Genomic DNA, 22,134 nt, shown 5'->3' with positions numbered 1-22,134 from the left:
GGAGAGAAAAGGATCGGACCTTCAGCGCAGAAATGTCGCCTCGAATCCGGGAGGGTTTGGCGACCTATTTGACTTTTTTGCACATCTTAAAGTCGAAAGATAATCGCGCGTAAATTGTGAAGCCGCTTTGTTTCCAGACTTATTTTGCTGAGCATATGGGGGAATGGGAGATGCATCTAATCGTATGCAGCGACGGAACATGGAACACGCCGGACCAGGTCGAAGCCGGGTTGCCCGCTCCGACCAACGTCGTGAAATTTCGCAACGCGCTGGCGAGCGTGGATAAGGACGGCCAGGAACAGAGACCCTATTATCATACCGGCGTTGGAACCGACGGCGGATTGTGGGATCGCGTGGCAGGCGGCGGAATGGGGGAGGGGCTCGATAAGAACATTATGAGCGGCTACAACTGGCTTGCCCGCAACTACGTGGACGGTGCGGCGATCTGGCTATTCGGCTTTAGCCGCGGGGCTTACACAGTGCGCAGTTTGGGCGGCATGATATCGCGTTGTGGGCTGCTGAAGGCCGCGGACATGGCGGAAAAGGATATCTGGGTGTCTATCGAGGCGCTCTTCCAGAACTATCGCTTGCCCGAAAAGGATGCCAAACCTGTCACCGCCAGCAAGAAATTGCCCTTCCACGGCGTGAAGGCGGGTGAAAAGAGCAAGCGTTCAATCCCTATTCACTTTATCGGAGTCTGGGATACGGTTGGTGCTTTGGGCATCCCGGATGACCTGGCGCTGCTCAACTTGCTGGATGACCCTGCCAAGCATAGCTTTCACGACACGGACCTTAGCCCGATCGTCACCAATGCCCGACATGCCATTGCGATTGACGAGAAGCGTCAGAGTTTTGCGCCGACCCTCTGGACGAATGTCGAAGACCGCCCGAGCGTGAAACAGATCTGGTTTCCCGGCGTCCATGGCGATGTCGGAGGAGGCTATGGCCGGTGCGGCCTTTCAGACGGCGCACTGCGCTGGATGATTGAAGAAGCACGGGCCCTTGGTCTCAACTTCAGAGAGAACATTGAACTGCAGCTTGCGGACGACCCGCTGGGGCAGCTGCATGACTCGGTTACCGGTGTCTTCAAATCTCTAAGGACACGGCCGCGTGACGTGCCCCTCTTCTCCGATGACAGCGCGGTTTTGCACACGTCCGCGAAGGGCCGTCACAACACCCCGCCCTTGTCGCAGGGCGACTACTGGAAGACCAAACGCCTTGATGACGGGCAGGAGGTGACGATCGACGTCTTTGCGCGGGAGCGATGGAATTTCACCGGCATCTTTCTCGAAGCCGGCAAGAAGTACGGCTTCAAGGCGAAGGGCGAATGGATGGATAGCGACATAACCTGTGCCGCCAGTGGAGCCGATGACGGGAAGTTCCACCTCGGCGAGGCGGTTCAAATGGTTTCGTCGATCTGGGAGAAGGGCGAGCCGCTTTTTGCCAAGTTGACCGGCAACCACCAGGTCGACTTTTGGTACACGAAGCGCGAGCGGGATTCGCCTTGGTTTTCGCTTATCGGCGTGGTGGCCAACGGCGTGCTGCCCGACGGGAAGGCGGAAGACAAGTTGAGCTTTGCACCACATGAAGTTTTCGAGATTGGCGCCGGAGCGACATTTACGCCCAAGAAGTCCGGCTATCTCTACGCGTTTGCCAATGATGCCTGGCAAACCTATGACAACAATCGCGGCAGCGTGAAGCTGACGGTTAGCCGGTAGCGCTTGCGATCAAGGCGCTGATCTGCCCGCGCGGCCTCGTCTTGTCGCGGGCCGCGCGAGGGTGTTGCGGAGCTGTCAGAGCTCTGATCGGCCTTGCCTGTACGAAGGTCGATCACAATCTTCGGCACCCGTGGTGTGCCGTCGTCCTACGGGCCGCGTCTTATCCGACGCGCAAAGGTCGCTGTAGCGTTTTGAATTGCTGCATGTTTTTGTCCTTAAAGAGGAAACATGCTGTAGTCGGCGAGAACGCATGCTTCGTCACAACAGCTGCAGCAATCGCCGTTTGCCGAAGGAGACAGCTCAGCCTCCGCACCCCTTCGGGAGCGCCAGCGCCGTCTTGCTGGTATTTTCAGGATCAACGATATCTGCCAGCTGGTTCTGGAGTTTTATGAACAGATCGTAGGCGTCGCGGGCTGCCTTGCCCGGCATGTTTCCGTTCTGGGTTTCGCAGGTATAGGAGAGTTCCGCGACGCCTGGCTTGGCTTCAGGCGTATCGAAGCACCAAAGGCTCAACGCGAATATGCCATCGATGTTATCACTGAACTTTGCCTTGGCCTTTTTGAATGCGTATTCGTGGCTGACTGATCCGCTGACCAGGTCTTCGTTGGTCGCCAGATCGCCGATCAGTTTCTTCGCCCCCGGGAATTTTTCAAGAACATCGGCGAGCCTTGTGGGACGCCGTTTCGGGTCGCTCTCTATGGTCGTAGAGAGGGAAAACCGGTTTCTCGTCGACCTCTTGACGGGAACAATGACGCGAGCCCCTTCGCTCGCCCGTGGACTTGCAATTTCGAGCGGACCAATGTCTTCCTCGAACTTCGTCTCCGTATTTTCATCGTTTTTACCGTCGTCCACCAAAGACGTCGAAGCGACCACGAACTGATCGGGCATACGCAGCTTCAAGGTTGTCTCTAGTTTGCCGGCCGAAACGAAATTCTCATCCATCTCTTCTCGCGTTCGCAGGATGAGGTCGTGTTTCGACAGGACGCAGTCTGCGGTGTCCCAGAAGCGGATGACTCTATGGACCACCCTCTTGAACGGATCGGGACGGTTGTCGATCGTCGAGACAATTCTCTCGATCCGCGACGCCCAGAACTCGTTGGCGGATGGTAGCGTTGGCCTTGCCTGAAACTCACTCGGCTTGAGCAGTAGCTTGTATTCTCGCGCAAGAAGTACGTGTCCCATGATCCCATTCCTCCCGGAATTCGACAACCAAGGATTTCGCCCCCTATAAGCCCACGCACAGATTGAGGCTAATTTAGCTATAGCGCAAGTACAATCTGCGGCTTCCATCTCGTAGGAATTGCACCGCCGGTGTGAGGGAAACCCGGCGTGAGTTAGATCTGCAGCTCAGAGCAAATGGTGTGAGAACTGCTCAAGATCTGTGCGGTCAACGCTTGCTTGACCCGGGATTTCTGATGATGGCTGCGTTGCGACGACAAAGGCATTCCGTTGAGCAATACAACACCGCCAGGCGAGCCTGAGAGCGCCTTCAACGCAGACACCATTTGAGCGCGGCCTCAGCCCGTTCAGCTCTTGGATCGCTGCTCCGCCTCGCGTTCAAAGACGGCAAGAAATGCTTTGCCCATCAGCGAGTTCTCTCCATCGATGCATTTTCGCAGAACGACAGCGCGGGTGGCCTGAATGCTGCGGTCATCAGGCGCGGCGGCGCTGGCGAACTCGACGAGTTGTACGGCGAGGCGGGATTGGCCGGCCGCTGACAGAGTGGCTGCCCGCTCGGCGAGCCTTGCAGCACCGCCGGCAAGTTTGGCCAGTTCCGACGCAAGCTCAAAGGTTGGCGCTGGCTTCAGATGTGCTGGGTTGCCGTCAAACCAGCCGGCGTAGAAATGGTAGATGGCGCGAACCAGAAATTCCGGGTCATCATATTTTGCAACCAGATAGGGCTTGGTGAGATATTCTTCCGGCACCCTTGCGGAACGTAGGACCTCGTCGAGCGTGGCGCCCCTGTTGATCAGCGCGAGCGTCTGGCGCACCAGGTGCTCAAGCGCTTCGGCGCCATCCCGCAGCATCTGAGCCGCGCGTTCCTCGCCAAAGACAACGGGGCCGTGGCCGGGGATGAGGGTTGCCGGAGCGAGCTGCTCCATCTGCCTCAGCGCTGTCGCCCATTCCGCCGCGTAGCGCTGCACCTTGCGTGGATTGCCGGCGTTGGGAAACACCCAGATGACGAAATCGCCGCTTGCCAGAACGCGCTGGTCCGGCAGCCAGACGAAGGTGGCGTCGTCCGTTTCTCCGCGGCCATGCAAGAGCTCGATCCGCTCCCCGCCGATCAACAGCGAAAGAGTGCTGTCATAGACCTCGTCGGGCTGCCTTTGACCGATTGGGTAGACGTAACCGGGCTTGTTGAACTGCTGGCCCTGCACGATGCTGTTGAAACCGTGGGATGCCTCATAGCGGTCCATGCGCCGCTTGACGTTGCGATGCGCGATGATCCGTGGCCGCGGCAGTCCTCTCGCATCCGCCTCCTCGTCGATTACGGTGATGCCGCTCGTGTGGTCGATATGGCCGTGCGTGAAGATGACGGTGTGGATCGGGCTGTCGTCCCAGGAACGAACGATTTCGAGGGTCTGCCTGGCCGTGTCCGGCTTTGCCGTGTCGATCAGCACCAGCCCTTCGGCGGTGCGTATCGCCGTCACGCTGCCGCAGAAGTAGGTCGTGTGGACCGTGATGATGTTGTCGCTGACATGCGTAATGGCGCCGTGCGCAACCGCAGCGGTCCATTCTTCCATCTGGGCACGGCCGTCCCAGAGGCGTTCGAATAGGGGGTCATGTCGCATGGCATTCCTCGAAGCAAACCGCCGATACGTTTAGCAGCCCTGGCAGTGATTGGAAGCGCGCGCGAAGCCTCGGCGCGCGCTGTGCCTTGAGTTGCTGCCGGGCGCTACTGAAGAAATTCGAACAGTTTTCCCAGTGTGCCGCCTTCCTGCTTCGAGGGCTCGGCTTGCGGTTGCTGCTGCTGGCTGGGCTGCACGACCTCCGGCGCCGGCTGCTCTGTGGCGACGTCGGGCGTTGCCTCTCCGCCGGCCGCTGAGGTTGGAGGCGCCTCGCCGCTCTCTGGCGCACCGCCGCCGATGATCTCCTCGATGGAAAGCTCGTTGTCTTGGTCCTTCGGCGGCTTGCCGATGGCGCCACTGATGATGTCGCGGATCGCACCTTTCTTGCCTTCGCCCGACAGCAGCTCGTCGAGCCGCAGCTTGTCGGCCGGCAACCCAAACTTCTTCAGCGTCGCGAGCGCAGCGTCGGGATTTTTCAGAAGTCCCGAAAGGTCAGGATAGATGCGCGGAGCGGCAAAGGATCCCTCGACCATGACGGGCACTCCGATGCCCTCGGTCGCGATATCGGCGCCCTGACCTTGCAATGATGCGACCACGCGTGGATCAAGCCGGAAGTTCAGTTGATCGTCGGGAACGTTTGCTTCGCCGCTGCCGCTCATGCGCACCAGCGGGCCGATCAGTTTGATGTCTTCGGTGCGGGCCACACCGTTCTCGATGACGAAGGAGGCGCCTAGCTCGGTGAAGCCGGTCGCCTTGTTTTCGTTCTGCTTGAAGCCCGACGACATCAGGCCGACCAGGTTGTTGTAGACATCGGCGACATCGATCCCACGGATGGCGCCATCGGAGAACCGGACGTTGGCGGAGCCCGCCAATGACCGCTTGAGCGCCCCCGTCGTACTGCCAGCGCCCGCTATGTCGAACTGAGCTTGCAGGGCGCCTTCGAGATGCTTGAAATTTGCAAGGTCAGTCAGAAGCGGGGCGGACGAAGCCCCGGATATGGAGGCCTTCAAGGCGATCGACGGCTCGGAGCCGGAGGCATCCGCCCGCAGGCTCGCCGCTACCTGGCCGCCATAGAAGGGGCTTTCGGGAACATCGAGGCTCGCGACCCCCTCGGAAACGGCGATAGTTGTCGCAACCGGTCCGGCAAAGACGCGGCCATAACCAAGCTTCTCGGCATCGACCTTGATGGATGCATCGATCGACCGAAGCGACGACAGATCCAATGGAACGTCCGGAGCGCTACCGCTCGCCCCACCGCTCCCCTTGGCTTTCGATCGCTGCGCTGCGGACGGAGCGCCCGCAAGCCGCGCCAGATCCAGTTCCTTAAAATGGAGGGCGCCTGATATTTTCAGCGGTACCCCAAGTTGAACCGCCCCGTTGCCGCTTCCCTCGACGCCGTTGACGGAGATGGTGGCTTTTTGAAACGCGACGCCTTCAGGGCCCGCGTTGACATTGCCGTTGAAGGCGAACTGGTCGACGCTATCGGCGCCACCCTGGCCGACCCAGGCAAGCAGCGAACGCAGATCCGCCGCCGCGAAGCTTGCCTTTCCGGCGTAGCTGCCCGCAAGCGCCGCCTTGCCGTCAAGGGCAAGCGTCGCCTCCTTCATCCGCAGATCAAGCTTCAACGGAATTTCGCCTGCGCCGGACTTGGCGCTTAGAAGGTCGTGGATGGGTACCTGCAGGTCGACATCGGCCGATTTTCCGCGCCAGCTGAGGTTCCCTGCCAGGCGCAGCGGCTTCGCGAGACCATCGATTTTGAGGGCAAGCGTCCGTGCCTTTACCTCGCTCGCTGACGGATCGGCAAAGCCGGGTACGGTAAAGGTCGCATCACGCAGGCTGGCGCTGCCGGTGACGTTGATTGTCTTGCGCAGTGCGCTTGCGCTCAGTCCGCGAAACGCAAACCCGGTATCCATCGTCAAGGTGCCGGCCAGCGGCACCGATTGCCCTGCCAATGCCGCGAGCCTGGAAATGTCGAGCCCCTTGCTCACGACGCGGCCTTGGAAGGTCGGTTCGTCATCGCGGATGTCGGCAACCAGATTGGCCGCAACATTGCCGGCGTCGATGCCCAGATGATCGAGCCGGGTCGTCAGCAGACCATCCTTGAGCGTTGCCGTCAGTGCAACGTCAGAGGCTGAAATGTCGCCGAGGGTGAGAGCGGCCACGTTGGCGCTGATGTCGGCATCGAACCCAGCCAGCGCCTCAAGGCCCGCTGACCCTGTGGGCGTTTCCGATTGGCCCGTCTGCCCCGCCGATTGCGACGATGCAGCGGTGCTGCCCTCGACAAACGCACTGAAATCCAACCGGTCGGCGTTCAGGTCGGCGAGAAACCGCGGGCGACTGCCCGGTATGAACAGCGCGTCGAGGCCAAGCGCCTCCTCTCCCAAAAGCAATTTGCCGCCGCGGATCTGGTAGCTGCCGTTGGCATTGAGCGCCACTTGTCCGCTCGCCTTCAGTTCGGCGAGGCCCGGTGAGAGCGCGGGGTCAGCTTCCAGAGAGAAGCTGAGTTCGGCCGGCTTGCGTTCGAGCAGCGGGCGGAGCGGCGAAACGGTGAGCGTGACCTCATAACGCCGGCCCTCGACGCCGGCGCCGGCCGAAAGCGACAGTTCGCCGTCGATATCGGGAACCGCAAGGGTAAGATCGAGGTCGGTCAGCACCTGTGCTGCGCCGGCAGCATCTTCCTGTCTGAGGGTTCCTTCAGTGATCGAGATGGAATCGATGGCGCTCCGCTCGAGGAAGGCGACCAGGACCGCGAGCGGGTCGCCCGCCTTGGCCTGCGTTTGGCCGCCGCCTTGTGTTTCTGCGGCGGCGTCCGTTGTGGTATCCGGCGTCTGTCGCACGGTGATGTCCGGGCGCGCGAGCCTTACCTCGCGGACGTGCAAGCGGTCGGACCAGAGCGACGGGAAAGTCACGGAACCGGCGATTTCGCCGATCTTGGCAGTCACGCCTTCGGCATCGAGCGAGACGTCCTCGGCCACCACAGCCAGATGCGGAACGACCGAGAGCCTGACAGGGCCGTTCAGCGCGATCGAACTGCCCGTCGCGCTCGAGAGTTGTCGCGCGAGTTCCGCCCGCATCCAGTCACTCGAAACGAAACTTGGCAGGACAACGAGAGAAACGGCAATGAAGACTCCGAGCGCGAGCAGGCAAAGAAAGAAACCCCGCATGTGTCTCTCCGTTGCAAGAGCGATTGATTCGGTATCGTTTTCCAGCAACGGCCGATTTGCAACTCTTGCCGCGCGCCCCTCGTGCGCGTCGCGGCTCGCAGAGGCGCGCCGTTACGAGAGCTTGAGCGATCGTCGGTGCGTCTATCCCGCGATTGTGCGACCGTCGGCTTCGGGCGATGTCGTCAGGATGCCCGGTGTCAGGGTCTGCGAACCTCTCGTCCCAGCGAGCAGGCATCTCGGTCGATGGACGAGCGTGACCAGAACGAATGAGAGGATCATCAACAGGTACCAGGCGCCAAGCTTCTGCAGGGAGACCGGTGCCCAACCATTGTGTTGCGAGGGATAGATCCAGGCACGCGACCAGGTGCCGATGTTCTCGGCAAACCAGATGAAAAGGGCGACCAGCAGAAAGCCGATGAGCAGCGGCATGCGGTGACGAAACCGGAAAACGCGATAGTGCACGGTGGTGCGCAGGAAGAGGACCGCCGTCAATGCAAACAAGAGATAGCGTAGGTCGATGATGAAATGATGCGAGAAGAAATTGACGTAGATGGCGAGGGCCAGAAGCAATGTCGCCCAAAGCGGTGGATAGCCGGTATAGCGCATGTCGAGAATCCGGGTCACGCGTGCGAGATAGGAGCCGACGGCGGCATACATGAAGCCTGAAAACAGCGGAACGCCGCCGATGCGAAACAGGCTCGGCTCGGGATAGACCCAGGATCCGGCGGCCGTTTTGAAAATTTCCATCAGCGTGCCGACGACGTGGAAGATCAGGATGACCTTGGCTTCGGCAGCCGTTTCGAGCTTGAAGACGAGCAGCGAAATCTGGATGGCGATGGCGCTCAGGAAAAGGAAGTCATAGCGGGCAAGGCCAATATCTTCGGGCCACCACAAGCGCGTCACGAGCATGAGACCCAGCATGGCGCCGCCGAAGAGGCAGGCGAATGCCTGCTTGATGCCAAAGACGAGAAACTCGGTCAGCCCGCCAAGGAGGCCACCCGCCGGGAGCCGGTCGAGCAGGCGGTGCGCGGCCGCGTCGATGCGTGCTTCCCGGCTTGTGAAGCGCTTTTCGTCTGACACTCGAACCATAACCCTGCCTCCGCCTCACCGTCGGTGATGCGATGGCCGGACAATGCGGTTGAATTATGAATCGCAAAACCGGAGCGTGTGGGCGAGCGGATCGGCGATCCGTGCCCCGAAGCGGCGAGCCGTACAGGAAGCGATCCGCGAAACCGCCGGCAAGTGTCAGCGCGGGAAGGAATAGCGGTCCACGATCGCCCAGATTTCCCGGTTGACCTCCTGCAGCTGCTCGATGACTTCGTTGATCCTGGCGATCTCCGCATCGTTGATCTGCTCGATCTTGCCGTACTTGATCGTGTCCTTGCTGTCGAAGATCGCCATCAGCTGCGTGCTCGCCTGGTCTCCGTTTTCGTCGAAGGAATAGATGCAATGGCTGTATTTGTTGCGAAGCTTTGCCTGCCGGCCGAGTTGCTGGGTGATCGAGAGGATCTCCTGGCGCTGGGCGGGAGGCGTCTTGCCCATCTTGGCCAGCCGCTCCACGAGCTCGATGCGGGCCCGTGTCGTGTTCAGCGTCAGGAAGATGACGATCGCGGTTTCCTTGTCCACTCGGGCAAGTCCGGCAATGAGGTAGATCAGCAAACTCTCCGTGTTGGTCCACGTATAGTTGAGTTGCCCGATCAGAAGTAGGATCTCGTGAAATCTCACCATAAGTCCCTGCCAACGTTTGTCATCCGTCAAACGGACCTACGCTAGAATATCCCATTCCTGCTTCCAGTAAATTTGTTCTGTTCACCGCCATCCGATCGCTGAAAGCGCTGGTGTGCGGGCGGTTTCGGGCCGACTGGCAGGGCAATGCCGGCTGCGCGCCGGGATGATGCATGGCCACATTTCGCCTAACCCGTGGGTGAACATCAAAGGGCCTCGTCGCTAGCCCGCGAAGGTTAGCCCGAACTGACAACTTACAATGCGTGTCGGTTTTAGACAGACTCCCCTCTGCAACCGGCGAGCAGGACGCACTCAGGCCTCTAAGGGCGAGCACTGCATCGAATGGAAATGCCCTGTTGGGAACCTGATCCGGTCCTCTCGACCAAATAAGGGGAGAGGCAAAACAAACGATCGAAGATATCGGCATGTGGGCGACTAGGCGCCCGGAGGAAACCACCTTTACGCAGTTCACTAAGTTCAACACGTAGCCCGCGCATGGCCCAAATCCGCGTATGAGAAGAATGCGGCTCGGCTGTCGCGGCCTCAACTTGAGGTAATAGTTATGAGTAAGGACAAGAATATCCTGTGGCCATGGGATGACAGCCAGTCTCAAGATCAAGACCAGGACCAGGGACAAGGCCAGGGTCAAGGACAATTGCAAGCGGAGCTGCAGGCTCAGCTTCAGGGCCAAGGGCAAGGCCAAGGACAGGGTCAAGACCAGGGTCAGGGACAAGACCAAGGTCAAGGACAGGATCAGGGCCAGTCGCAATACAGCGAATCCTATAACGGCAACCTGAACGGCAACGGCAATCTCAATGGCAATGGCAATGCCAATGCGAACGGCAACGGCAACCTGAACGGCAACGGCAACGCCAACCTGAACGGTAACGGCAATGCCAACCTGAATGGCAACGGCAACGCCAACCTGAATGCCAACCTCAATGAAAACAGCACCGATGTTGACGTGGACAGCAGTACCACCGTTGATGTCGATATTGACGTCGACCTCGACCTGAGCGGCTACAAGCCGTCCGATGACGACTTCGCCGATATCGACAACTCGTCGATCCACGGCATGGCGAATACGAGCTTCAAGGACATCCTGAACGGCTCGATGAATGGCAACAGCAACGTTGCCAACGTGTTCAGCCAGAACGCCATCATGTCGGACGACGACAGTGCCTCTGATATCAACAACAGCGGTACGCTCAACCAGAACGGCAACGCCAATGCCGGGGACGCTCATTCGGGCGATGGCATTCAGGCAGGAGCAGACGGCGGCGAAGGCGGAAGCAAGGCCTATGCCAACGGTGGTGACGGCGGCGATGGCGGCCATACCGTTGGTGGCTTCGCTGGTGCCGGCGATGGCGACGGCGGCGACGCAGACAACAATGCCGATGCGACCGGCGGTGCCGGCCTTGGCGGCATTGCAGCCAGTGTCGGCGTTGGCGGTGGCAGCTCCAGTGGTGACGCGAATGGCGGTACGGCGACAGCCGGTGCCGGCGGTGCTGGTGGTGCCGGTCTCGGCGTCGGTCTCGGTCTCGGTGTCGGCCTCGGTGTCGGCGCGGCAGCCGGTGGTGACGGTGGCAGCAACGGTGCCGGCAATGGCGGCACGAGCGGCGACGTCACGAGCGGCCCGGCGGGAGCCTCGGATGCGGGTGACGGCGGCGATGCCGGCGGCTTCATCCTGCCGATCCTGAACTTCGGCGGCGACGGTGGCGACAGCAACGGTGGCAACAGCGTCGCGGTCGGCGATACCGGCAGTGCTGACGGTGGCGATGCCGGCGATGCCGGTGACGGCGGTGGCGCCTTGGGTGCTGGCCTTGGTGCAGGCGCCGGCTTTGGTGCCGGTGCGGGCGTCGGTGGCGCTGGCGGCGGCGGTGGCGACGCCTATGCAGGCGGCGGCTCCACGGGTGACTCGACTGGCGGTGACGGTACCGGTGGTGCTGCGACCGGTGGTCATGGCCTGGGCGGCCTCGCGCTCACGGGTTCGTGGGCAGCCGGCGGCGACGGTGGCGATGCCCATGGTGGCGACGCGTTCGGTGGTGCTGGCGGAGCCGGAGGCAACGGTGGCTTTGCGACCAACGGCGATGGCGGTGCAGGTGGCAGCGCCGGCACGTGGGGCTCGTATAATGGTGACGATAGCTTCATTGAGGGGATCTCCTCGGCCTCGGCAGACGCCGTGATCGACACCAACGCCTTCAACCAGCAGATCGTGCTCGGTGCGAACCTGCAGGGTAACACGATCGACATGACGGTCGTCGGTGGTGACTACACGACCACTGCTGTTGGCGACGACGACAACACCTGATCGATAAGGTGGTGTCGACCCGCGTATCGCGGGGTCGGCCTGAAAAGGACTGCGCGGGAAGCCTCCCGCGCAGTCCGGCATTACCCGCCGCCCCGGAGGGGACTGCCGACTACAGGAGGAGGGCCTGACCTTGTATTCCGCAAAGATCACCGAGGCCATTGCCCACTTTATCGGTCTCTTCGAGCTCACCACCGAAGAGGCGCGTCTGCGTGAGATCCATGAGAAATTCGATCCGGACCGAGAAGTCCACAAGGATCCGAAGGAACTCGTGTCAGCGCCGGTCAAGGTCCAGGCGCCCTACGATCTCGACGACTTCAACCCTGATGTTCCCTACAAGCCGCTCGGCCCGGACATCTATATGCCGACCCCCGACGGATATGCGGGCATAGCTTTCCCGGAATATCCGATTTCCGGCGGGTTTTTGAACCGCGGCATTGCGGAATCCGTCTTGCAGGGCGGATCTGCCAGAACGGCGGTTCAGCCCGGGACGCCGCAGATCAATCCACCGGGCTCGGTCGTGGTCCATAGCACCCAGACCGCGGAACTCTCAGACAACGATTTGATCAACGTCGGCGGGCATGGCCTTGAATCCAGTCTGCGCATCGACAACAGCGCCACGATGGCCGAACTGATCGATGCTGCGCAGGAAATTTCGCTGCTGGGTAACACGGACGTTGCCGGCTCCAGTGACGCGATCGCCAGCCTCGTTGTGACCGCGGCCGAGAGGCTCGATGCCTACGCCGCCAGTGACGAAGCGCAGGGTAGCGGGATCGCCGTCAGCAGCTTCGTGGCCAAGGCCAGCGCGCTTGACGGCATTTATGTGAATGGCGTGCTCGTCGAGGAAGCGCCGGCGCTCAAAGATCATCTGCCAAACCAGGACGAAACACCCGACACCCCGGATGAGCCTGAGGCGTCGAACGGTCCGAAGGATGCCGTTGGCGGCGTCGCTCATGGGGAAGGCGCCGTCTCGATCGACGTTTCCGTAGAGCTCGTTACGGGCAGCAATACCTTGGCCAATTCTGTCGTTGTGACCAGCAACTGGCTGCAGGCAGAGGTCCTGGCGGTTGCCGGCGACCACGTCGAACTCAACGCGATCATCCAGACCAATGTGTACTACGACAGCGATCTTGTCAGCTCCGCGCTGAGCGGCGGGGGGACCCTCGAGCAGGAAGCGACCCAGGCATTCAACATCGCGATGTTCAAGCACATCGAACCGTCCGCAACCGAAACGGCGCAAGCTGACACGGGGATCTTCCCCTCGGCGTGGGCCATCACCGAGGTCAAGGGCGATCTGATGATGGTGAACTGGTTGCAGCAGTTCGCGTTCATGTCGGATCAGGACACGGCCATCCTTTCCGCTTCCGGCTCCAAGCTGTCGATCGTCGCCGGCGACAACACATCCGCCAATGAGGTGTCGCTGCTGGAATTGGGGTACCGATACGATCTCATATTTGTCGGCGGAAGCGTGTTCGACGCCAATATCATCCAGCAGACGAACATCCTGCTCGACAATGATCTCATCGGGGCGGTCGGTGGTTTCCAGACGAGTGGCGCAGGTTCCGTTTCAACAGGCGGAAACTTGCTTTGGAACTATGCCGGGATCGTTGAAGCCGGTGCGGGAAGCAAAGTCGGCCCAATGTCGGAAGGCTACCTGTCGGCACTTCAGGATCTTTCCGAAGGCAAGAAGCCGTCGTTCGGGGACTTTCTGCATGATCCCGCCTTTGCCGGGCTGCATGGCTTAAGAGTGCTTTACATTTCCGGCGATCTCATCAGCCTCAACTACATCCAGCAGACCAACATTCTGGGCGACAGCGACCAGGTGACGCTGGCGATGAACGCCCTGACCGCGCATCCGGATGCGGACTGGACCATTTCGACGGGCTCGAATGCCTTGCTCAACTACGCAGGGATCGTTGACGTCGATACCGGCAAGACGATTTTTGCCGGCGGCGGCGCCTACTCGGACGAAGTCCTCATCCAGGCCGAACTGATCAAGAACGATCCCTATCTCGGAAGCCAGAATCCGGATGCACTGGTCAGCGAAGCCGTCGTCTTCCTCGGCGACGATATGCTCACCGCCGATACCGGGAACCTGCCGCAGGACCAGATCTCGCCGAACCCGGGATTGCACACCATAGAGACGGCCAGCGCCGATCCCATGCACAGCATGGTCGCCTGAGCGGAGCGCGGGAGAACACCCATGACCGACCGCAACAGACCGTCTTGGCCGGTGTCCACTGGGTTGGACGATGCCGCAATTCCGCGCGCCGGCGAAGACGGCAGCCAACCGGAAAAGCTCGACGCGGGGGCCGTTCGACGGCAGTTCCTCCGCAATCTTGATCATCAGGAACACGTAGTTGATCGCGCTGTTAAGGAGATTGACGGGGTGGCGGACCAAATAAGAAGAGCGGCGATAACCGGCGCCAACGAAAGCAGCAATTGGACCAATTCGTCCGCTTCGGCCCTTCCCGGGTCGGGAACGACGACAAGACCGACACAACCGAGCGACCAGGCGCCGAGCATCGCGCCGGCACGTGTTGCGCCGGCTGTGCCGATTGGCGCCGTGCAGCCGAGGCCGGTACAGGTGAGCAGCCCGCCGGAAAGCGGCGTCATTCAGCGGCCATGGTCACCGAAGACGGAGGCCACGGCCAGGGTCGAGGCAAGGCCGGTGCCGCGTGAAGAAGCGCCGGTCGAGCGCCGCCCTGCACAGGAAGAGCGAAAGCCGGAACTTCGCGTCGAAAAACCGATCGTCTGGCCGACGGCCGAGATGAAGGACAGGGGCTCACCGTCGGGCATGGTCGTGATCGATGGCGATCGCGGACCGATCAAGGTGGATGACCGATCACCCGGCAAGGGCGGAGGCTCTTCGAGCGGAAATGGCGGTGGCGGAGGGGGCGGCATTTTCCATAAACGCCTCGGGCCAGTCGATTTCTCGGCCAGCCTGCAAGCAGGTCTCAAGGCGATCCGGCAGAACCTGATGATCGTCATGCTGTTTACGATCGTCACCAACGTCCTCGTGCTATCGATACCTGTCTATCTGTTCCAGATTTCGGACCGGGTGCTGACCAGCCGTTCGGTCGACACGCTGATGATGCTGACCGCGATCATCGTTGGTGCAGTGGTGTTGCAGTCGGTTTTCGACGCCATTCGCCGCATGATCCTCATGCGCACTGCCGTGGAAGTGGCCGCACAACTCGGCGCGCCGATCCTGAGCGCGGCGGCCAGGGCAGCCCTGCATAGCAACGGGCGCGAGTATCAGACGCTTGGCGACCTGCAGCAGCTTCGCTCCTTCCTCGTATCGGGCACGCTGCTTTCGTTTCTCGATGCACCGATCGCGCCGCTCTTTCTGGTGGCGGTCTTCCTCATCCACCCGCATCTCGGCATGATCGTCGTTACGTCGGCCGTTCTCCTCCTCATCGTCACGCTGCTGAACCAGAAAGCGACGGCAGCCGCCTTTGGCGAAGCGACCAACTACCAGACCAAAGCCAACCTTCATCTCGATTCGATGTCGCGCAACTCGCAGATCATCAATGCACTGGCGATGATCCCGGAGGCGGTGCACATCTGGGGCAAGGACATGGCCGGCTCGCTCAAGGCGCAGGTCATGGCGCAGGACCGCAACATCGCCTTTGCGTCCCTCTCCAAAGCGGTGCGCCTGTTAACTCAGGTGACGATGCTCGGCTGGGGCGCACATCTCGCCCTCAACGGCGCGCTCACCGGCGGCATGGTGATTGCGGCCTCCATCATCGCCGGCCGCGCGCTCGGGCCGATCGAGGGGGCGATTGAGGGATGGAGCCAAGTCATCCAGTCGCGTGCCGCCTATGGGCGCATTTCTGCGCTGCTAAAGACCTCACCCCTCAATTTCGAGCGGTTGAAGCTGCCGCGTCCCGAGGGGCGCCTCGATGTCGAGCGGCTGCTCTTCGTCCCGCAGGGCACCAAACGGGTGGTGCTCAACGGCATCACCTTCGCCCTTGAGCCAGGCGATTCACTTGCCGTCATCGGCAGTTCCGGCGCGGGCAAGACGACGCTTGGCAAGATGCTCGTCGGTTCCATCCTGCCGACCTCGGGCAACGTTCGGCTGGATCTCATGGACCTAAGAAACTGGGACCAGCGGCAGTTCGGCGAAAGCATCGGTTACCTGCCACAGGACGTGCAACTGTTCCCGGGAACGATCAAGGCCAATATCGCCCGCATGCGCGAGGATGCCACGGACGCCGATATCTACGCCGCCGCCAAGCTTGCTGATGTTCACGACATGATTGCCATGCTGCCGCACGGCTACGAAACCGTGGTGGCGGCGGACGGTTCTCCCTTGTCGGGCGGCCAGAAACAACGGGTCGCTCTTGCCCGTGCCTTCTTCGGCAATCCGCGGATGGTGGTTCTGGACGAACCCAATTCCAACCTGGACACCGCCGGCGAAGCGGCGCTGACACGGGCGCTCACCCATGCAAAGCGCGAGAAGATCACCGTCGTCACCATCACGCAACGTCCGGCTCTCCTCAACAGTGTCGACAAGGTTCTGCTCCTCGTCAACGGCACGGTCGCCCTCTTCGGTCAACGTCAGGACGTCCTCAAGGCGCTCGCTGCACGTGGAGTCAACACCGAAGGCAACCCGCTCGACCAACCCCAGCTTCCGTAGGCGAACATGACAGACATGGCCAAAATTCAGGACCTGACATGGTACGCGGAGGTTCCGCGCTCGATCTGGCGGCAGACCGTCATCGGTCTTGTGCTGATCGCGGTCACGTTTGGCGGCTTCGGCCTCTGGGCATTCACCGCGCCGCTGGCGGCGGCCATCATCGCTCAGGGCAGTTTCGTTGCGACCGGGCAAAACAAGGTGATCCAGCATTTAGAAGGCGGGATCATCAAGGAAATCCTGGTCAGCGAGGGCGATCACGTGACCGTGGACCAGCCTTTGGTTCGGCTGGACGAGACCGCGGCACAGGCAAATGAGCGGCAGTTTTTTCTCAGGTGGGCGCGACTGGAAGCAATCGTCGCCCGGCTCACAGCGCAGGCACATGGTCTGAAAGAGATCGCGTTGCCCGCGGCTCTCACGGGGCACGTCAAGAAAGACCCTGAGTTCGCCCCGATCCTGCAGAGCCAGCAGCTAAACTTCCAGACCTGGAGGAGCAAGCTGGACAGCGACATCGGCCTGTTGAAACGCAACATCGAGAGCCTGGAGTTCCGCGCGCAAGGTTTCCAGGAACAGCTGAAATCGGTTCGCGAGCAGCGTGTTCTGCTTGAGGAGGAATATATCGGCAAGAAAACACTGCTTGCCAAAGACCTGATCCGCAAGACGGAGATCAAGACCATCCAGCGTGCGATCGCCGATGCCGAGGGCCAGATCGGGCGGCTGATGTCCGAAGTCTCGGAAACCCGTGCTCAGATCCTCAAGCAGCAGCAGCAGGTCAGCCAGACCGAACAGAGCTATCAAGAGGCGGCGATGGACGAATTGCAGAAGGCCGAGGCGGAACTCGACACGGTGCGCGAACAATTGCGCGGTGCCACCAATGTCCTGCGCCGCGCCACGATCAATGCTCCGGTCACGGGCACGGTCATCCGGATGCATTTCCATACGTCCGGCGGCGTCATCGAAAGCGGCAAGCCGATCATGGAAATCCTGCCCGCCGACGTACCGCTCATCATCGAGGCGCAAGTGCTGCGCACCGACGTGGACAATATCCGGGTCGGCGAGAAGGCGACCGTGCGGCTGACGGCTCTCAACCAGCGCACCACGCCCGTTCTGAACGGACAGGTCTTTTACGTGTCGGCGGACGCCCTGCCGGTGCAGACGCAGGAGGGGACACGCGAGGTGTATCTCGCCCGCATCAGCCTGCCGACCAGCGAACTCGCGCGGGTGCATAATTTCGTCGTGACCCCCGGCATGCCGGCGGAAATCCTCATCCAGACCGCAGAGCGCACGTTCTTCGATTATCTCACCAAGCCGATCCGCGACAGCATGGCGCGCGCGTTCATGGAGAATTGACCGGCTCGCGGCAGCAGCTGTGATGCGGGCGGCGCCTGCGTCTCCATGTCGTGTGGGTGCCTGCGCTTCCGCGCAAACGCCCTGCCACTCGGCAGGAGCGTTCGTGTCGGCGGGCACGCCATTGCTGGATCAAGCGCGCTGGAACACCTTGCCCTCAAGTGGAATAACTTGAGGCAGAAGGATGCTCTAGGCTCAAAGTGCAAGAGCGCCCCTTGTGCGTTTATATGAACGCACGGCGCCCTAGTTGGCAGCGAAGCAGTAGAAAAGGCCGTCGCCGCCGGTGCCCTTGAAGGCCTCGACCGTGCAGCCCCCGCGCGTGGCGTGCGAGGCGTTCCAGGAATCGTTGAGCCCCGTGCGGTCGCTGTGGCCGACGATCGCCGCACCGTCCGCGCCACCCATCGTCCAGTTGCCGCAGGTGTCGGCGGCGGCGGTGCCATCGGCCTTCGAACCTGTCAGGATATCATGGCGGTTGGGCGTATCGCCGCGACCGTTGATGACTTCGCCCTTCTCGTTGAGCGCGGTCTGTTTGGTCAGGTTGTTCTTGTCGCTGTGCAGCGAGGCGACGTCGTCGGCGATCTTGTCGCTTTTGGCATTGTACCAGGGACCCTTGCCGATCCGGTCCTTGGCGTTTTCCTGATCGGTCGAAAGATAGGCCTTCCAGGTCTTGCCGGTGGATCCGGCGGCCGTCGCCAGCGTGTTGCAATGGGCGTCGGCGCCTTCGAGGCCGCCGAGGTCGCCGCCCTTTCCCGGGTTCACGCTGGTTACGAAGAAGCTCATGCTGGTGTCTTGCGCATGGACCGTGCCGGAACAGGCCAGGACCAGCGCGACTGCTGCAAATCCGCTTTTCATCGGTCTCTCCTCCAACGACTTCGGCGAAAGGCTAGCTCTCGCCGCTGGCCGAGTAAAATCGAAATGACGTGATGGCGCCCGACCGCTCCATGCTTCGTCGACGAGTGGGCCGCCGTTCCCCTTCGTCGCGCGCCTTGCTTTGCGTCAATCCGCATTTCATAAACTCACGGTTGATGTTGCGAGTCGAGACGCCGCGAAGGGCGGCGCGCGCATTTGGGGGCGGACAGGTGGTACCGGAAAAAGCGAGCAGGAAACGTAGGTTCGGCCGGCGGTTCGTCCTTGCGGGCGCCGCGGCGATCGCAGGTGTGGCGGCCGGTCGCCTGCTCTCGTTTTCGACCAATGATCCAGGTCCAGGCTTCCCAAGCGAAGACGATAAGCCCGACGGCGCCCAAGCGGTTCTCAATGATGCAAGCGAACTCTCGCCGACGCCGGTCGCCAAGCACATGGTGCTCAGAGAGCCGCCTGAAGCGCAAGCGATCGAGGCGGTCCGCAAAGCCCTCGCTGAGGCGCAGACGGCCGGCCAACCGTTCGTTGCCAACGCCGCCCGCCATTCGATGGGCGCGCAGAGTCTCGTCAAAAACGGGGCGGTGTTGACGCTCGATCAAGATTGGTTGGAGGCGGATACCACGGCGCGGACCTACCGGGTTGCTGCGGGGACGCGCTGGTCGACGGTAATCGGCAAGCTCGACAAGATCGGGTTTTCGCCGGCTGTCATGCAGTCCAACAACGATTTCGGCGTCGCCAGCACCTTCTCCGTCAATGCGCATGGCTGGCCGGTGCCCTTCAGCGGTTGCGGCGCGACGGTACGCTCGATCAGGCTCGTCACCGCCACCGGCGAACTGCTGGTGTGCTCCCGCACGGAGAATGCCGAGCTTTTCAAGTTGGCCATGGGCGGATACGGCCTTTTCGGCGTCATTACCGACCTCGAACTCGACATGGTGCCGAACGCGCTGCTGGAGCCGACCTTTACCCATGTCGCCGGCCGCGACCTCGGCCAACGCTTCGTCGAGGCACTTGCTGCCGATCCGTCCATTCAAATGGCCTATGGCCGCATGGATGTGTCGCTCGACCGCTTCTTCGATGATGCTCTGCTGATCACCTACCGGCCCACTGCTGATCAATCGAGCATACCGTCGGCCGAAGGATCGGGATTGCTGAGCTATGCCGCGCGCGACATTTTCAGGGCGCAGGTCGAGTCCGACGAGGTCAAGCACCTGCGCTGGTGGACCGAGGCACGACTGAACCCGAGGATCGTCGGCAGCGCTTCCCGCAACAGCCTGATGAACGAGCCGGTCGTCACGCTCGACGACAAGGACCCCGGTCGCACCGATATCCTGCATGAGTACTTCATCTCGCCCGCCCGCTTCGGAGAATTCGTCGCGGCCTGCAAGGCGGTCATTCCCGCGTCCTACCAACAGCTTCTCAACATCACGCTGCGCTACGTGAACACCGACCGTGACAGCGTGCTTGCCTATGCCGGCGAGCCGCGCATCGCTGCAGTCATGCTGTTCGCGCAGGAAAAGACCGTGCGCGGCGAGGCCGATATGGCCCGCATGACCGAAGCCCTGATCGAGCGGGTGCTGGCGATCGGCGGCAGCTACTATCTGCCGTACCGGCCACACGCCCGGCAGGACCAGTTTCAAAAGGCCTATGGGCGCGCCGGCGAGTTCGCTGCCGCAAAACGGGCGGCCGATCCGGGGCTTCTGTTCCAGAACGGCCTCTGGAAGAACTACATCTCGAAAATCTGAGGAGCCGGCATGTCCAAACTTCGGTTGATATCGGGCCTTTATGCGTTGGCGCTTCTGGGTGCCGCGGCCTTGAACTACATTCCTGGCCTGACGGACGCCGAGGGCCGTGCCTTCGGCATTTTCGCGCTCGACATCTACGACGACGGCCTGCACCTTGCCTCCGCGCTGTGGGCGACGACCGCCGCGCTGCTCTCGGCGAAAGCGGCGCGCGCCTTCCTCTTCTATTTCGGTATCCTCTATTTCGGCGACGGATTGCTGGGGCTGATCACTGGCTCCGGCTTTCTCGACCTCGGCATCATCAACTACGGCGTGCTCGAGCTGCCGTTCGGCTTCAAGATCCTCGCCAATCTGCCGCATCTGTTGCTTGGCGGCGTGGCGATCATCTCGAGTTACGTTTTTGCCGGTGAGGCGCGTTGATGCGGCGTCTTCTCAAATTTCTCGCGGTCACGATTGGCGTACTGGTGCTCTTCATCGTGGTTCTTTTGAGCCCGGCCGCCTATGTGGAGGCTTTCTGCCACGGCGAGCCGAAGCCCCAGACTTTCGCTCCGCTGATCACCGATCCGGAACAGCGGCGGCAGGAGGCCAATACCTATCTTACCTATCCTGAATGGCACATCGTCTACGCCTATGACGGTTTGGCCGAAGCGCTGAAGAGCGGCGACGAACACCAGTTCGATTACTGGTCGAGCGTCAAAGACTTCTGGTCGAGCGATTGTGCGCTGACAGAGATTGCCGATGCGCATGGCGGGGCCGACAGTGCCACACGCATGACGATCGCGACGATCGGGGTCAGCTTCACCCTCGAGATGGGCCTGAAGGCGGCCTATGAGGAAACGATCGGACGGCTCGCAGCACTTTGGCGCGGCGCGGAAAAGTCACCGCAGGACATCGTTGCACGCGACATGGCGGCTGATTACGCGGCGTTTCTCCGGCAGGTGCCCTGGTACAAATATCCGTTCCAGACTTCGGTCGATGCCCTTTGGGCAGCACCCATCGACGATCCGGTGCGTGGCTGGGAGCGTCGGCTCGCACTTGGCCTGGAGTGGCAATCCAAAATCGCCTATGCTGGCGCGATTGCGAGCGCAGTCGATGCGGTTGGCCAGGCCAAGCTGACGATCTTTTCCGTCGTCTCCGGCCTTCGGGCCGACCAGCTTGCCGCGATCAAGGATGTCAAGATCGCCGCCGAGCGGGGCGGCAAGATCCTGATCGAAACGCCGCGTTATGACCGCTTCACCCATATCCTCTCTGAGATTGTGAGGGCTGGTGGGACAATCGAGGACATCGCCGGAAATGACGATATCATGCTGAGCGCCACGCTGGCGACCGGCAGCGATGATGCGTTGCTTCGCAGAGGCACCGTGATTTCGAGGCTTCACCGTCCGGGCTTCGGCAATGAGCGGGTTCTGATCTCCGTCAAGGTGAGAGATCTCGGCGACATATTGAGAGCGCAGCCAATCGCCGATCCCGGTATTGAACATATCTTCGACTATTGAAGCCTTCTCCGACGAGGATCAGCGGCGTGTCGTTCGTGTCGAAACTGGCAAGAAGAGTGGCAACGGTGGCAGCGCTTATGGCGGCTGCCCTGACGCTCTACGCCGTCCTCTTCGCCGCGACCGGCGAAGCGCCCGCCGCTCTTGTCCTGCGCCCGCCGGCCGCTGCACCCACCGAACTGCCCGGCGATATCCGCATTTTGCGCTGGGAGAGCCGCTACGCCGTGGTGACGAGCGGCGATCCCGGTTATGTCCGTCGCCTCTACGCAGCCGGCGCGCTTCTGGTGCTGCCCTTCCGAAAGGCTGGCTGCCTCGCCCTTCGGCCCAATCCCGCTGTTTGAAAGAATGCCGCTC

The 22,134-nt window shown here is 61.5% G+C and carries 15 protein-coding genes; 9 read left to right on the top strand and 6 right to left on the bottom strand.

From position 1 onward, the window contains the following. The first annotated feature begins 170 nt into the window (after window positions 1-170). Window positions 171-1,718, top strand: a complete 1,548-nt coding sequence (locus BBX50_RS17355) for a DUF2235 domain-containing protein (protein WP_065776569.1) — start codon at window positions 171-173, stop codon at window positions 1,716-1,718. Window positions 1,719-2,018: 300 nt separating this feature from the next. Here BBX50_RS17355 and BBX50_RS17350 read toward each other — a convergent pair whose 3' ends face one another. From BBX50_RS17350 to BBX50_RS17330, 5 genes are all read right to left on the bottom strand, one after another. Continuing rightward, entirely contained in the window at window positions 2,019-2,900 is an 882-nt protein-coding gene (locus BBX50_RS17350) for a hypothetical protein (RefSeq protein ID WP_065776568.1), read from the bottom strand. Between the two features lie 344 nt (window positions 2,901-3,244). Beyond that, window positions 3,245-4,510 (bottom strand): alkyl sulfatase dimerization domain-containing protein, encoded by a 1,266-nt coding sequence (locus tag BBX50_RS17345; protein WP_065776567.1) that lies wholly within the window; start codon window positions 4,508-4,510, stop codon window positions 3,245-3,247. 104 nt (window positions 4,511-4,614) lie between these two features. Further along, a complete protein-coding gene (locus BBX50_RS17340; protein WP_065776566.1) occupies window positions 4,615-7,671 on the bottom strand; it encodes an AsmA family protein in 3,057 nt (1,018 codons plus the stop codon). Window positions 7,672-7,812: 141 nt separating this feature from the next. Then, window positions 7,813-8,760 (bottom strand): DUF817 domain-containing protein, encoded by a 948-nt coding sequence (locus tag BBX50_RS17335; protein WP_065776565.1) that lies wholly within the window; start codon window positions 8,758-8,760, stop codon window positions 7,813-7,815. 156 nt (window positions 8,761-8,916) lie between these two features. Then, window positions 8,917-9,399 (bottom strand): hypothetical protein, encoded by a 483-nt coding sequence (locus BBX50_RS17330; RefSeq protein ID WP_065776564.1) that lies wholly within the window; start codon window positions 9,397-9,399, stop codon window positions 8,917-8,919. Between the two features lie 559 nt (window positions 9,400-9,958). Here BBX50_RS17330 and BBX50_RS17325 point away from each other — a divergent pair. The 4 genes from BBX50_RS17325 (at window position 9,959) to BBX50_RS17310 (ending at window position 17,693) form a co-directional block, all read left to right on the top strand. Continuing rightward, window positions 9,959-11,707, top strand: coding sequence for a hypothetical protein (locus tag BBX50_RS17325; protein WP_065776563.1), 1,749 nt, complete (start codon window positions 9,959-9,961; stop codon window positions 11,705-11,707). 130 nt (window positions 11,708-11,837) lie between these two features. Beyond that, window positions 11,838-13,886: a type I secretion protein gene (locus BBX50_RS17320; protein WP_244513179.1), complete on the top strand. Its 2,049-nt coding sequence runs from the start codon at window positions 11,838-11,840 to the stop codon at window positions 13,884-13,886. Between the two features lie 63 nt (window positions 13,887-13,949). Next, window positions 13,950-16,346 carry a type I secretion system permease/ATPase gene (locus BBX50_RS17315; protein ID WP_244513194.1) on the top strand — a complete coding sequence of 799 codons (2,397 nt, stop codon included), beginning with the start codon at window positions 13,950-13,952 and terminating at the stop codon, window positions 16,344-16,346. Window positions 16,347-16,352: 6 nt separating this feature from the next. Beyond that, complete coding sequence (locus tag BBX50_RS17310; RefSeq protein ID WP_065776560.1) at window positions 16,353-17,693, top strand: HlyD family type I secretion periplasmic adaptor subunit; 1,341 nt, start codon at window positions 16,353-16,355, stop codon at window positions 17,691-17,693. Between the two features lie 240 nt (window positions 17,694-17,933). On the opposite strand, the gene BBX50_RS17305 is transcribed toward BBX50_RS17310, so the two are convergent. Then, window positions 17,934-18,542, bottom strand: coding sequence for a hypothetical protein (locus BBX50_RS17305; RefSeq protein ID WP_065776559.1), 609 nt, complete (start codon window positions 18,540-18,542; stop codon window positions 17,934-17,936). A gap of 227 nt (window positions 18,543-18,769) precedes the next feature. Here BBX50_RS17305 and BBX50_RS17300 point away from each other — a divergent pair, with 227 nt between their 5' ends. From BBX50_RS17300 to BBX50_RS17285, 4 genes are read left to right on the top strand one after another with little or no spacing between them, the layout of a single operon-like run. Continuing rightward, complete coding sequence (locus BBX50_RS17300) at window positions 18,770-20,290, top strand: FAD-binding oxidoreductase (protein WP_065776558.1); 1,521 nt, start codon at window positions 18,770-18,772, stop codon at window positions 20,288-20,290. 9 nt (window positions 20,291-20,299) lie between these two features. After that, the gene (locus tag BBX50_RS17295; RefSeq protein WP_065776557.1) at window positions 20,300-20,707 is read left to right on the top strand and encodes a hypothetical protein; all 408 of its coding nucleotides are present in this window, start codon (window positions 20,300-20,302) and stop codon (window positions 20,705-20,707) included. Next, complete coding sequence (locus tag BBX50_RS17290; RefSeq protein WP_065776556.1) at window positions 20,707-21,783, top strand: hypothetical protein; 1,077 nt, start codon at window positions 20,707-20,709, stop codon at window positions 21,781-21,783. Before BBX50_RS17295 ends, BBX50_RS17290 begins: the two co-directional genes overlap by 1 nt. 26 nt (window positions 21,784-21,809) lie before the next feature. Next, the gene (locus BBX50_RS17285) at window positions 21,810-22,121 is read left to right on the top strand and encodes a hypothetical protein (protein WP_244513180.1); all 312 of its coding nucleotides are present in this window, start codon (window positions 21,810-21,812) and stop codon (window positions 22,119-22,121) included. Window positions 22,122-22,134: the final 13 nt, after the last annotated feature.

The organism is Ensifer sp. LC11 (assembly GCF_001695835.1).
Lineage (GTDB): Bacteria > Pseudomonadota > Alphaproteobacteria > Rhizobiales > Rhizobiaceae > Ensifer.
The sequence above is the reverse complement of the archived record's forward strand: the minus strand, read 5'-3'. Positions and strand labels throughout refer to the sequence as shown.

Excerpts from the sequence above, each read along its gene's own strand:
- BBX50_RS17355 (WP_065776569.1), top strand. The coding sequence starts at position 171 with ATGCATCTAATCGTATGCAGCGACGGAACATGGAACACGCCGGACCAG.
- BBX50_RS17350 (WP_065776568.1), bottom strand. The coding sequence starts at position 2,900 with ATGGGACACGTACTTCTTGCGCGAGAATACAAGCTACTGCTCAAGCCG.
- BBX50_RS17345 (WP_065776567.1), bottom strand. The coding sequence starts at position 4,510 with ATGCGACATGACCCCCTATTCGAACGCCTCTGGGACGGCCGTGCCCAG.
- BBX50_RS17340 (WP_065776566.1), bottom strand. The coding sequence starts at position 7,671 with ATGCGGGGTTTCTTTCTTTGCCTGCTCGCGCTCGGAGTCTTCATTGCC.
- BBX50_RS17335 (WP_065776565.1), bottom strand. The coding sequence starts at position 8,760 with ATGGTTCGAGTGTCAGACGAAAAGCGCTTCACAAGCCGGGAAGCACGC.
- BBX50_RS17330 (WP_065776564.1), bottom strand. The coding sequence starts at position 9,399 with ATGGTGAGATTTCACGAGATCCTACTTCTGATCGGGCAACTCAACTAT.
- BBX50_RS17325 (WP_065776563.1), top strand. The coding sequence starts at position 9,959 with ATGAGTAAGGACAAGAATATCCTGTGGCCATGGGATGACAGCCAGTCT.
- BBX50_RS17310 (WP_065776560.1), top strand. The coding sequence starts at position 16,353 with ATGACAGACATGGCCAAAATTCAGGACCTGACATGGTACGCGGAGGTT.
- BBX50_RS17305 (WP_065776559.1), bottom strand. The coding sequence starts at position 18,542 with ATGAAAAGCGGATTTGCAGCAGTCGCGCTGGTCCTGGCCTGTTCCGGC.
- BBX50_RS17295 (WP_065776557.1), top strand. The coding sequence starts at position 20,300 with ATGTCCAAACTTCGGTTGATATCGGGCCTTTATGCGTTGGCGCTTCTG.
- BBX50_RS17290 (WP_065776556.1), top strand. The coding sequence starts at position 20,707 with ATGCGGCGTCTTCTCAAATTTCTCGCGGTCACGATTGGCGTACTGGTG.